This is a genomic window from Chitinophagaceae bacterium (assembly GCA_030053935.1).
GTDB lineage: Bacteria > Bacteroidota > Bacteroidia > Cytophagales > JASGCU01 > JASGCU01.
In genome coordinates this window covers 1-13,663 of the sequence record JASGCU010000065.1, presented here as the reverse complement: position 1 = coordinate 13,663, position 13,663 = coordinate 1, and the positions used below count along the sequence as shown (strand labels likewise).

Here is a 13,663-nt window from a genome sequence, read left to right as displayed (position 1 = left end):
TTAGAACATTTTTAGGTTTATCAAGTGGAGATAAAGTTCCTGATGAAAAAACAATGGCTTATTTACTGCTACCATAGAGAAAGTGACGAAATTGTTGCGTGTGTATGGGGTAAACGAGACGGAAAAATTGCAAAAAAATTGAGATGCAGAATTGCCGAACTAGGAATTAGTTTCGGCACGAGGTATTCAGATGATTGGGATGCATTTAAAAAAGCATTTTGTAATGATAATCATGCTATTAGCAAAAAATACACCGTAGGTATAGAAGGAAATAATTGTAGATTCAGACATGGAATGAGACGATCTGTTAGAAAAACTTGTTGTTTTTCAAAAAAAATGTTTAATCACATGAAAGCCTTTTGTTTAGCAATTTTTTATATTAATTGGGGCTTTATTTAATCTATCATACTTTTTGAATCACCACCGAAAATCTTTCTTCGGAAGAAATGCATTTTATGGAAATAAAAGAAGAGACAAGAATAAAAAAGCAAGCGGATGAAAACCGAGCAAGAGCCGAAGGAAAAATAGAAGGTATCATAAAAGCTCCCAAAAGAGGAAAGCTCACTATAGAAGAAATCGCTGAAGATTTTGACGTAACTATAGATTTTGTGCTTACCATTAAAACAGAAAATAAATTGTAGTGTTGAATTCAGCATGGAAACTCCCCTTTACACAAATATGGAATTTGAAAACTATTGATAATCAAATAGTTACAAAATTACGAGTGTATAAAAAGTGATTTTTCGAAGTACCCCAAATGTTTAAATAAACTTTTTGAATATAATTTTTTAATAAAATGAGTTAATAATATAAGGATAAAAATGAAAAAAATGATAGTGTTTTTTATTATATAATGATATAAAAGAAATATTTTTTAATTTAGGGGGGGTTCTAAAAATTGATTTCTTCAAAAAAAAGACGTTGCATGCAACGTCTCTACTATTGGTTTTGAAGGGATACAGTTTTTAGGATTTGAATTTTTAGAACCCTTCTATAGTATATTCAAAAATAGAAGAATATTTTCAACACGATTAGAACAAGGTATTTTTCATTACATCACAGAAATAGAGCATTTATAAATATTCGAGTCCACTCCGAAAAACTTTTTTATACAAATAAAAAAAGAAAATAGTTTCTAAAAGAATATAAACTATTTTTATAAAACCTACCACAACCTATACAATAAATCTAAAAAAAATAAAATAATGAAAAAAAACTTTTGTAATACAATAAGATTAAAAATGAAATATTTTTTTGTATGTGTGTTTTGTATTTTCTTGAGTGTATCCTATACCTCTTTTTCTCAGAAATCATATAAGCATTTAGATGAATACGCCAAAAATACTCCCAAAGAAAAAGAAAGAACTTTAGATGGGTTAACAGAGTATCTCATACAACCTGCAGATAAGGATATAGAAAAAGTAAGAGTTATTTTTAGCTGGATAGCATTTCATATCAAATACGATACAAAAGGATATTTCAGTGGAAGCTATGGAGACCCTTCTGCAAACGGAGTTATGAGAAGTAGAAAATCTGTTTGCGAAGGTTACGCTACTTTATTTCAAACACTCTTACAAAAAGCAGGTATAGAATCAGAAAAAATATCGGGCTATGCAAAAGGATACGGCTACTCGCCGAGAGAAAGATTTTCCCGTTCTAACCACGCATGGAACGCAGCAAAAATAGATGGAACTTGGAAACTCTTTGATGTGACATGGGGAGCAGGGTTCATAAATAACAATGCACAGTTTGTGTTTCACTTTAATGACTATTATTTTGACACACCTCCCATAGAATTTTTATTTGAGCATCTCCCCGAAGATGATAAATGGCAACTACACAACCCCTCTATTACTCTTAAACAGTATGAAAACATGCCTCATGTAAAAAGTTCTTTTTTTAAAATAGGATTTGATGCAACGACAATTTTTAATGAATATATTCATAAAAATGAAAAAAAAGAATATGTTTTTGTATGGGATTTTCCCGAACACATTAAAATTCTATCCGCACCATATATAAAAAAACTGAGTAAAGAAAAAACATATAACTTCGTCATACAATCAAACGATTCCTATGATATACAAGCAGTCACAAATAAAAAATGGACTCCTTTCCAAAAAAACGGAACTACTTTCTCTCTCTCATTAAACCCCCAAAGAGGAAATCTTAAAATATATGCAAAAAAACAACAACAAGATACCAATTACGACGCTATAATAGAATATATCGTTCAATAAATCAACACAATAAAACGTTTCTCTATGAAAAAACACATGTATGCTTTTTTATGTATACTCACCTTTTTTGGTAGTAAGGCACAAGATACGGGTGAAATAAAAGATGCTACCATCATCATTGAAAAAAATAAAAACATACAACTCCCTGCCTCCACCCGTAATTTTGAAAAAATACCTTCTAATAATTCTACCCCATCAGAAATTCAGATACCTTTTCATCTTACTACTATACAACCATTTGTAAGACCTATGGAATTTGAACTAAAAGCCCTCAAACTCCAAACTACCCCTCTAGAAAAATACTACGGGAATATATTAAAAATAGGTTTCGGAAATTACTATTCGCCCCTCCTTGATGCTTATTTTTATAATAAACGTAATAAACAATATTCTTATGGAGCAAATATCCAACACATCTCTTTTGGAACTGGACCTATTGACGGAAAAAATAGCTCTGAAGGAAATACAAAAATACATATAGAAGGAAAAATAATACAAAAAAAATATTCCATCACAGGAAACATAGGATACCAACATCAATATTTTCATTACTATGGATATAATCCTGATGCCCTCATTCAATCAGATAGTATTTTCCAAAATTACCACAAAACCTCCAGTAATGTTCTTCTAAGTAATGATAGCGATTCTTCTTCTTTCTTGAATTATAACGCAAAAATCTCTCTTCAAAATCAAACTAGCAGAGAAAAAAATACAGAAAATAACATCAATGTAGCATTAGATCTCTCAAAAAAAATCAACAATTCCTTTACCTCTAAATTCTCTCTATCAGCCAACTGGATGCAATACTCTCAATTTCAAATCACACAAAGGTATTGGTATAACATATCCCCACAAGTATTTTATACAAAAAAAAAATTTTTTATATCCGCAGGGATAAATATAGCTATTCAAAGTGATACTATAAACAAACAGATATCTGTCTACCCTCTCATAACCGGAAAATACAAACTCCACTCTCTTGCAGATATTTATACGCGCATATACGGAGAAAATAATCTCACGACATGGAAAAACTTAACAGATATAAATCCCTATCTCTCCCGAACCCCTTCCCTTATATGGAATAATAATAATAAAATATTTGCATGGGAACTAGAAATACAAGGACATTATAATGTTTTCTCTTACACTGTTGGATATTCATTCTCTAGCTATAGCACTTACGGATTTTTTGTTCCCTCCTTTAAGGATTCTACTCAGTATAGCATCTTGTATGAGACAAAAGGATTTACTTCTCATAATTTTTTTATAAAAATGGATTTTCTCCATACAAGTGGAATAAAGGCATCTTTCAAGGGCGAGTATTTTATCTATAATACTTCTCTGGTGGCAAAACCCTTTCACTTACCCGAATATAAAGCAGAATTAGAAGTATCGTATCTTTTCTATAACAAGATAGATGTTACTTTATCGGCTTATTTTATGGGAGGAATTTTTGGGTATAGTGCCCTAAAAAAAGAGAAAGAGATAAAATTATTGAATCCTTTTGCAGACGTAGCTATGAACGTCCAATATCTTTTTTCTAAAAAAATATCTGCATTCCTCACCTGTAATAATATACTCAATAAAGATTACCAAGTCCTTACCAATTATCCTGTAAGACAGTTTACTTTGAAAATAGGAGCTGTTTACTGCTTTTAATCAATTATTTTGGTTCCATCAGTATCAATGGAATGATCATTTCCTCTAAAGAAATACCTCCATGCTGAAATGTATTTTTATAGAGATTCACATACTGATTATAATTATTGGGGTATGCAAAAAAATAGTCTTCTGTAGCGAAGACAAAAGAAGTAGAAAGATTTGTTTTGGGTAAACAAATGCTTTCAGGATTCGGAATGGCAACTACTTTGCTATCCACGTAAGAAAGATTTTTCCCCTGTTTATATCTCAGGTTTGTGTTCGTTTCCTTATATCCAATTATTTTAATCGGTTTTTTTACCATTACTGTTCCGTGGTCGGTAGTAATAATCACTTTTGCTTTTTTTTCGGCTATAGCTTTGAGTGTTTCTAGTATATGCGAATGCTCTACCCACGAAGAAACAATAGAACGGTAAGCCGCTTCGTCATGGGCTAATTCTTGGATCATAGCATTGTCTGTTTTAGCATGAGAAAGCATATCTACAAAATTATAAATAATAACATTGAGTTTTGCGGATGCTATGTTATGTATATTTTCTGAAAAACTTATGCCTTGATTCGTTTTTATAATTTTATTATAAGAATATCTTATGTCTATTTTATTTCTTTGGAGATTGTGTTTTAAAAACTCAGATTCATGATTGTTTTTACCTTCGTCATCATCGCTTTCACTCACCCATAATCCGGGATATTCTTTTCCCATATCCGATGGAAGTAATCCGGAAAACAAAGAATTACGAGCGTATGCAGTAGTAGTCGGAAGTATGCTAAAAAAAAGCTCTTTCTCTTGTATGGTAAAGTATTGAGATAAAATAGGTTCTATCATCTCCCATTGGTCGTATCTGAGATTATCTATCACAATGACAAATACAGAATCTGCTGTTTTTAAGAGAGGGAACACCTTTTTTTTAAACAACTCGTGTATCATTAATGGTCTCTCTGCATTGGTTTGCTTCAGCCATGTGGGATATTGTTTTTTTATGAATTTAGCAAAAAGAGCATTCGCCTGTGTTTTTTGAGATTCTAATATCTCATACATACTTTTATCCTCTGTCTTTTGAATTTCCAAGTCCCAATAGACAAGTTTTTTATAAATTTCTATCCATTCTTTATGAGTTAAAGTATCACTCATGGAAAAATTAATGGACTGAAAATCTTTCTGATAATTCATATTGATTACTTCTGTGACCAACCGTTTCTGGTCTATTATTTTTTTTACAGTAGAAAGTATCTGATTCGGATGAACAGGTTTTATAAGATAATCTGATATCTGAGACCCTATTGCTGTTTCCATTATATGTTCTTCTTCCGATTTGGTAATCATCACAACAGAAAGATTCGGATTTCTTTTCTTTATCTCCCCTAATACCTCTAAACCCGTTATACCTATCATTTGCTCATCTAAAAAAACAATATCAAACAACTCCTTCTCACATAGTTTGATAGCATCATATCCATTATTGACCGTAACAATAGTATATCCTTTTTTTTCTAAAAATAATATATGAGGTTTGAGAGAATCTATCTCATCGTCTGCCCATAAAAACCTATACTTTTCCATCTTTATTTTTTGTTAACTATTAATGAGTTTTTAAATTGTTCTTTATTTTTTTTGATTCTACAAACATTTGAGTGAGTAAAAATTTAAACCACCATAAAAGAAAAGAATGGTATAATCGTGTAAATACCCAAAGATTTCAATAAGATATTTATTATACATCAATAAATAAAATTTTAGATAAATATAAATCTCGTTTTATAGAGTTTTATCTACCCGTTCTACTTTTTCATTGGATTTTAGATTACGTAAGTTTTTAAATTTCCCCTCCGTATCTTTTATTTAAAATGTAATTTTACAAAACCCACTTAAAAAACGGTAGAACCAAAAAATTATTATAAACAAATTAATAAATAATTTAGTTTTTTTGTGTAAAATACTCAAAAATACAGAATACTCGATAATATACTTAGATATAAAAGCATGTATTGCCAGTTTGCAAAGAAGTTCAGAATCTAATAATACTTGCTAAATAGTCACCTCACAGCTTAATAGAATGGAATCATTTATCAGAGAAATAGTAAAAAAATATGTGCGAGAAATGAAAGATGGTGTAGATAGAGGGGTGCTTATTTTTCCTAATAAAAGAGCAGGACTTTTTTTCAAGAGAGCATTGATGGAAGAGGTAGATTATCCTATTCTTTGTCCGCAGATATATAGCTTGGAGGAGTTTATAGAGTATATTTATCATTTGACAATCCCCGATACTCTGTTTTTAGTGTCGGATTTATACAGAATTTATAAGCAATTGTATCCAAAAGCGGAGAATTTAGAGAAATTTTTCTTTTGGGGGGAGATAATACTTCGGGATTTTGAGGATATTGACTTATTTTTAGTGGATGCAGACAAGATTTTTGAAGGAGTACGCAGTCAAAAAGAATTAGATGAGAAGTATTTTTTCTTAGAAGAGCGAGAGCAAGCAATTATTCAGTCCTTTTGGAAGAACTTTTTACCTGCTCCCCGTGATTCTCAAAAGGAATTTTTGGATATTTGGAACATTCTGTTTCCCTTGTATAGAGAATTTAAAACGGAACTTCGGGCAAAGAGCGTTGGTTATAAGGGAATGATTTATAGAGAAATAGTGGATCTAATAAAAAAAAAAGAATTTTCTGTTGATACAGAAACATATTGGTTTGTGGGGTTTCATGCCTTGAGCAAAGCGGAGGAGTACATTTGTAAATATTTTATTACGGAGCATAATGCTCGCTTTTTTTGGGATGCGGACTCTTTTTATGTAGAGAATGAGAACTATGAAGCAGGTTTTTTCTTTAGAAAATACCAAAAAGATGCTGTTCTTTCAAAGACACTTCCTGATACTTTTCCAACAAATTTCACCAAACACAAATATATTGAGGAAATAGGTGTTTCTTTAGAAATGGGACAGATAAAATTGCTCCATCAAATGCTCAAAGAACTCTGCCTTCCTCCTTTGCATCCCAATGATACCGTTATCATTGTATGTAGTGAATATTTTTTATTTCCCCTCCTGCATACAATCCCCGAAAATCTCATAGAAGGTGTGAATATCACGCTTGGTTACCCTCTGAAAGAATCTACTTTTTATTCCCTGATTCTTGCCCTTTTTGATTTGAAAATAAACGAAGCAGAAAAACCATTTTATTACTATAAATTTGTACTTCCTATTCTCAAACACCCCTCTTTGTTACTACTGGAGACAGATGCTCAAACAATGGTGGATTCTATTGAAAAAGAGAATAAAATATATATTTATAAAGAAGAATTTGAAAACAAAGGGGAGCTGCTCCGTTCTATTTTTTGCGAAGATATCGATATAATGCTCATCATAAAAAAAACATTGCAGATTCTCTATGAAAAAACGCATGATGAAGGGTTTGAGAAAGTGTTTGTATATCAGATATACAAGGTGATAGAAGGGTTGGAAAACATATTATACCTGTTGAACGCCACCGATAGAGCGAATACAGAACTTTTGAAAAGTTTGTTTAAGAAAACTGTAGAATATCAAACAATACCATTTACGGGAGATCCTTTGGAGGGCTTGCAAATAATGAATCTATTAGAAACACGGAATTTGGATTTCAAAAATGTTATATTTATAGGTGCCAATGAAGGAAATATTCCGCCTTCTTACCCATCTGATTCTTTCATTCCTTATAATATAAGAAGAGCATTTGGAATACCTACTTTTCAGCATTACGATGCTCTTTATGCCTATCTTTTTTATCGTGTTATTCAAAGATCAGAAAATGTCTTTTTTCTCTATAATAACATCTCCGAACACAATATTAATGGAGAAAAGAGCCGGTTTTTAATGCAACTGTACTACGAATCCTCTCATACCATCCATCAAAAGATACTTACCCATTCTCTCAAAGCAATGCCCATAAATCCCATCATAATAGAAAAGACAGCACCTGTTCAAAAGCAGCTTTCTCTCTTTTGTGTGAAACAAAAAGAAGAAAAACCGCCTCTGCAATTTTCCCCTTCCTCTCTGAATGTGTATTTAGAATGTCGACTAAAGTTTTATTTTCAGCATATAGCAAAAATTCCTGAACCGAAAAAAGTAGAAGAAGAACTTACTCCCGCTTTTTTTGGCAATATATTACACCTTGCAATAGAATGTTTGTATAAAGATTTTATGGAAAAAAAAAATAAAAGGAGAATAGAGAAAGAAGACTTTGGCATTCTTCGAGAAAGTGTGCGTGATTCTATTATAAAAGCATTTCAAGAGCATTATAAATTTGTAGATAGTTATAAATACTTCTCTGTTGGCAATAATCTTATAGCAGAAAAGGTTATTTCACAGACCATTCATCAAATTCTTAAGTATGATGAAAGCACAGCTCCATTTGAGATTATTGCTTTGGAGATGCAGGACTTAGGAATAACCATCCCCGTTCTGTTTTCCGGAAAAGAAGAGAAAGTGATGGTATCCGGGAAGATAGATAGAGTGGATAAAAAAGAAAATACTATACGGATATTAGATTACAAAACGGGCAAAGATAAACAAGACTTTGAGAGTATTTCATCTCTGTTTGAGAGAGATAATAAAAAAAGAAATAAAGCCGCAATGCAGACATTCCTCTACGGCTTATTTTTTTTAGAAAAGTATCCTTCGGAGAATTCACCCATACAGATAGGAATTTTTAACATAAAAGAATTATTCTCACATACATTTTCCCCCACTTTTTTTATGGGAGGTAGTAAAACAGAGATAAAAGATATACGACCTTATATGGAAGAGTATTTTCAAAATCTTTCTTTGCTTATTCAAGAGATATTAGATGAAACGGTCCCATTTAATCAAACCGATGACCTTGCTATTTGCAAGAATTGTATTTATAAAAATATATGTAGAAGATGATGCATCTTGAATTATAAATAATGAGTCCACTCCGAAAAATCACCTTTGCAAAAATAAAAATATTGAGTTTTGTAACTCTTTGATTATCAATAGGTTTAAAATTAAATATTTGTGTAAAAAGAACTTTTCGGGTACTCTCTCTTTATTTTTAAATCCCAACTATTCAAAAATACGTATTAGTATATTACAAAAAAACAATCAAAAAAATGACTAAAATTTAAAAATGAAGAGTTTTCTTGCAGACATTAAATAATTACCTATTTATTAAAAATTATAAGCATTTATTTATAAAAAAACACAAATAAAAAACTAATATTATCTACATATCTTTAAAAAGAAGTATGTTATAGTTTAATAATATCTATAATCTATATTCTTCAGCAAATGCATGCATGCATGCTATTTTTATTTTTGAAAGAAAAAAGTTGAATATAGATACTGGTTTTTGAGAAACAGTGTAAACATATTTTTTTAATTAATTATTAATTTTATTTAAATACCGAATTTAAAAATGAAAAGTAAATTTTTTGAATTAGTGAAAATGCTGTGTATTATAGCATCTATATCCTTTTCTGCCGAAGCACAGCTGACAGAACTAACAAGTAGTACTTTTATACAAGTATCAAATGCTACTAGTAGTTGGGGTGATATAGATAATGATGGGGATTTAGATCTCTTTATTTCAGGAGAAGACACTGTTACAAGATCTGTTAATGATACAACCAGGACAAGAATAGCAACAGCAAAACTCTATAAAAATAATGCAGGAACAAGTTTCTCCGTTATAGCTACTTCTATAGTAGGGGTAATAGATGGATCTAGTAATTTTTTAGATTACAACGGCGATGGTAACCTTGACCTTTTTGTAGTAGGTAGGAATGACGCTAGTTGGAATGTGAATACATTGCGTACTAATACAGCTATTGCAAAACTTTACGAAGGCAATGGACAAGGGCAGTTTACCGAAGTATTTCCAGGTACATTTAGAGGCGTACAAGCAGGGGGAACCAGCGCTGTAGGGGATTATGATAACGATGGAGACATAGATATTTTTGTTGCAGGAACAAACCAGCTCGGAAATTATACATCTCTTTTATACAGAAATGATGAAGAAAAAGGTTTTTTCTTAGATACAAGAAAAGGATTTTCCTCCTTGAAAGGTGTAGGAAACGCACAAGCATCTTTTATAGATATAAATAAAGACGGATATTTAGACTTATTTTATTCCGGTCAAAATGACAATGGATACAGATCTTATCTTTATACCAATAGTAATGGAAACAGTTATTCTTTAGCACAAGATTCATTAGGTGCCCCAGATGCTGCCCTTGCTTTTGCTGACTATGATAAAAACGGAAGTATAGATAGATTTTTAGATGGTTATAACTACAATAAAAATCGGTTTTATAACGGAATTACAAAAAAAGATTTTCCATTACCACATGTAGATTCCTCTCCAAGTGCTGTTTTTACAGATATTGATAATGACGGAAATATAGAACTGCTCCTAGCCGGAGCCGGACATTCCGAAGGAACGATTATAACAGGTCTCTATGAATACAACGGAACAGAATTTACAACGGTACCATCAAGTTTAGCATCGGTAAAAGAATCCAATATAAGTATTGCCGATGTAAATAAAGACGGAAAAGTAGACGTATTAATATCAGGAATAATAAGTGATGGAAATAAAATTACTAAATTATACATAAACACAGGAACTTCAACCAATACAGTACCTACAAAACCAACAGGATTAACTTTTATTGCAGATTCTTTGAAACTCAGATGGACCGCATCTACAGATATGCAAGAAAATAATAATATTACCTACTCATTAGACATAGTACTGGCAGATAGTACTTCTGGATTGAGAAAAATAGCAGCAAAAGGCGATATTCAAACTAATTTTGCGTATGTAAATGGAGTATCATCAGGTGTGTATTCCGCAAGAGTACAAACAATAGATGTAAACTACGCAGGATCCGAATGGTCTGATAGAATATCTTTTACGATAAACAAAGCATACGTGTATCCAGCTAAAGACATAAGAAAAACAGGAGATATGATTTCCTATACAGCTACCTGGGCAGAAGAACCAAACGCTACTTCTATTATGGTAGAAACTTCTACTAATTCTGATTTTACAGTACCAAATACTACCGTAGTAACAGGACTTACTTCTAAAAGAGTTACGTTTTCTAATACTAATAACTCTTTCTATTACAGAATAAGAGTAACAACAAGGAATGCAACCTTTGTATCTAATGTGCAAAATTTTATAGTACAACCAATAGCAGAAACTTCACTAGATGTATTCACAGGAGTTGTAGCAGCAGCAAGTACTTTTGGAGATTATGATAAAGATGGCGATTTAGATATATTAGTAACCGGAGGATATGGAGAAAATAAAAGATCTTCAAAACTCTATAAAAACGAAGGAGATGGGCAATATTCAGAAGTAATAGGTACCAACTTTGTAGGAGTAGAAAACGGATCCTCTAATATGATGGATATAGATAATGATGGAGATTTAGATATTTTCATAACAGGAAATAATGAACTAACACTCAGCATCCACGTAAATGGAAGAAGCAGAATTTCACAAGTATATAGAAATGATAGCAGAGGGGATACTACTCTCTTTACACCTATTTTTAGAGATGTATTTGAAGGAACAGGATCTTCTAGTAACAATTTTGCTGATTGGGACAATGATGGAGATTTAGACCTATTCTTATCCGGAAACAATGGAAACAATGGAGCTGTATGCAGAATTTATCAGAATAATAAAACAGGATTTGAAGCATTAGATATTCCGTTTAAAGGGATTTATTACCTCACGAATGGATCTACTACCACAGGAGATTACGATAACGACGGTGACCTAGATTTCTTTGTAACAGGTGATACAGTAGATGCTTCCGGAATGTCAGATAGTACTGATAGTAAACATAGACCGATTAGTAAACTGTATACAAACAATGGAGGCACTGCTTTTGTGGAACAAACAGGCAATGGTTTTTCTTTCACTCCTGTATTTTTAGCATCAGCTGATTTCGGTGACTATAATAATGATGGATATTTAGATCTGATTGTGTCAGGAGAAATTGCTAATGCTAAGGGGACTTATGCCCGTCGTAGTACAATTCTCTACACAAATAACGGAGGACGACGCTTTACCGCAGATACAAATAGTTTTAAAGGATTAGGGGTCAATGCTTCTGTAAGTATTTTTGGAGACTTTAATAACGACGGATATCCTGACTTGTTTTTATCAGGGTCTACAGGTGCTGGATTGTCAGGAACAGGAAATGCCAAGCTATTCTTTAATAATCAAGGAAACGGATTTTCTCGTGCAAATTCAGATTCTACTACCTTTTCAGGAGTAGGAGCAAGGGCAAGTGCAAATTTTGGTGATATAGATAATGACAATGATTTAGATATATTTTTAGCAGGTTGGAACCCTCAAGTAGGTCCTACTGCCAAAATGTACCGTAATAATGGAAATATTTTTAATACGAGACCAAGTGTTATAACTTTGAACGATGTAGCTAATATAGATGAAGCAAATGTGCCTGCAAGTGGTACCGTTCCTGTAAGATTCTCATGGACGGCTACTTCAGATGCAGAGCAAACAGATGGATTATCATATAATATCTACGTAGGAGAAAAAAATAATAAAAACAGTGTCAGATCTTCACATTCCAATATGAGCGCAGCAAAATCAGGTATACGTTATGTTGTTAATCGTGGAACTATCCAAGGAACATCTTATAATCTTTCTTTGAAAAAAGGAAAAAGATATTATTGGAGTGTTCAGGCAATAGATGCTTCTTTTGCAGGTGGACAATGGGCAATAGAAGACAGCTTTGATATAGGAAATACATCCAACAAAATGAATCAAATCATTACCTTTACAACGATACCTACACAATCATACGCAGGAACAGAAATCAAAGTTACATTATCTGCTACTTCTACATCTGCATTACCTGTGAGCTTTAGTAGTGCTAATACTTTTGTGGCTATAAATGGCAATACTCTTACTATAAGAGGAATCGGTACAGCAAGTATTACAGCATATCAGGTAGGAAACGCAAATTTTAATGCAGCAGAACCTGTGAATCAAAATGTTGTTATACAACCGAGTGGTACTACTAATATTAATTCTCTTACGCCTATAGAAAAAAAACATTCTCTGATAAAGGTATATCCAAATCCTATAAAGAATCTTTTTCATATAGAAGTCGATAAAACAGTAGAGGGTAAAAAATACTACCAATTTATTGGTATTAACGGACAAGAAACTCTTAACGGGCATTTTACAGATTCTAATAGTATACAAATTCCTGCACTAAAACCAGGATATTATGTGCTACTTGTTTTTGATAGTTCTGGCGGACTTTTACAAAAAGAAAAAGTACAAGTAGAATAGTTTTTTAGTATTTATTTAAATAATAAAAGAGAGAGGGAGTACCCCTCTCTCTTTTTATTTTTAAACCCTAACTATTCAAAAATACGTATTAGTATATTACAAAAAAACAATCAAAAAAATGACTAAAATTTAAAAATGAAGAGTTTTCTTGCAGACATTAAATAATTACGTATTTATTAAGAATTATAAGCATTTAGTTATAAAAAAACACAAATAAAAAATTAATACTGTCTACATATTTTAAAAGAAGTATATTATTAGTCTAATAATATCTATAATCTATATTCTTCAGCAAATGTATGCATGCTATTTTTATTTTTGAAAGAAAAAAGTTGAATACAGATACTGGTTTTTGAGAAATGTGTAAACATATTTTTTTTAATTAATTATTAATTTTATTTAATACCAAATTTAAA

At 31.6% G+C, this 13,663-nt stretch carries 7 protein-coding genes; 6 read left to right on the top strand and 1 reads right to left on the bottom strand.

What is annotated here, in order from left to right; genetic code table 11:
• Window positions 1-24: 24 nt before the first annotated feature.
• The 4 genes from QM536_07220 to QM536_07205 all read left to right on the top strand — a co-directional run bounded on the left by QM536_07220 (window position 25) and on the right by QM536_07205 (window position 3,905).
• Window positions 25-399: an IS1 family transposase gene (locus QM536_07220; protein ID MDI9356793.1), complete on the top strand. Its 375-nt coding sequence runs from the start codon at window positions 25-27 to the stop codon at window positions 397-399.
• 56 nt (window positions 400-455) lie between these two features.
• Window positions 456-641 (top strand): hypothetical protein, encoded by a 186-nt coding sequence (locus QM536_07215; GenBank protein ID MDI9356792.1) that lies wholly within the window; start codon window positions 456-458, stop codon window positions 639-641.
• A 600-nt stretch (window positions 642-1,241) separates the two neighbouring features.
• Window positions 1,242-2,240 carry a transglutaminase domain-containing protein gene (locus QM536_07210; protein MDI9356791.1) on the top strand — a complete coding sequence of 333 codons (999 nt, stop codon included), beginning with the start codon at window positions 1,242-1,244 and terminating at the stop codon, window positions 2,238-2,240.
• Window positions 2,241-2,264: 24 nt separating this feature from the next.
• Window positions 2,265-3,905 carry a hypothetical protein gene (locus tag QM536_07205; protein MDI9356790.1) on the top strand — a complete coding sequence of 547 codons (1,641 nt, stop codon included), beginning with the start codon at window positions 2,265-2,267 and terminating at the stop codon, window positions 3,903-3,905.
• Window positions 3,906-3,909: 4 nt separating this feature from the next.
• Here the strand turns inward: QM536_07205 and QM536_07200 are convergent, their stop codons facing one another.
• Window positions 3,910-5,466, bottom strand: a complete 1,557-nt coding sequence (locus QM536_07200) for a PglZ domain-containing protein (GenBank protein ID MDI9356789.1) — start codon at window positions 5,464-5,466, stop codon at window positions 3,910-3,912.
• Between the two features lie 493 nt (window positions 5,467-5,959).
• Between QM536_07200 and QM536_07195 the strand changes: the two genes are divergently transcribed.
• Window positions 5,960-8,809, top strand: coding sequence for a PD-(D/E)XK nuclease family protein (locus QM536_07195; GenBank protein ID MDI9356788.1), 2,850 nt, complete (start codon window positions 5,960-5,962; stop codon window positions 8,807-8,809).
• A 511-nt stretch (window positions 8,810-9,320) separates the two neighbouring features.
• The gene (locus QM536_07190; GenBank protein ID MDI9356787.1) at window positions 9,321-13,247 is read left to right on the top strand and encodes a T9SS type A sorting domain-containing protein; all 3,927 of its coding nucleotides are present in this window, start codon (window positions 9,321-9,323) and stop codon (window positions 13,245-13,247) included.
• Window positions 13,248-13,663 lie beyond the last annotated feature (416 nt).

What these genes read in the sequence shown, in the direction of transcription:
- QM536_07215 (MDI9356792.1), top strand. Translation starts at nt 456, where the DNA reads ATGGAAATAAAAGAAGAGACAAGAATAAAAAAGCAAGCGGATGAAAAC.
- QM536_07210 (MDI9356791.1), top strand. Translation starts at nt 1,242, where the DNA reads ATGAAATATTTTTTTGTATGTGTGTTTTGTATTTTCTTGAGTGTATCC.
- QM536_07205 (MDI9356790.1), top strand. Translation starts at nt 2,265, where the DNA reads ATGAAAAAACACATGTATGCTTTTTTATGTATACTCACCTTTTTTGGT.
- QM536_07200 (MDI9356789.1), bottom strand. Translation starts at nt 5,466, where the DNA reads ATGGAAAAGTATAGGTTTTTATGGGCAGACGATGAGATAGATTCTCTC.
- QM536_07195 (MDI9356788.1), top strand. Translation starts at nt 5,960, where the DNA reads ATGGAATCATTTATCAGAGAAATAGTAAAAAAATATGTGCGAGAAATG.
- QM536_07190 (MDI9356787.1), top strand. Translation starts at nt 9,321, where the DNA reads ATGAAAAGTAAATTTTTTGAATTAGTGAAAATGCTGTGTATTATAGCA.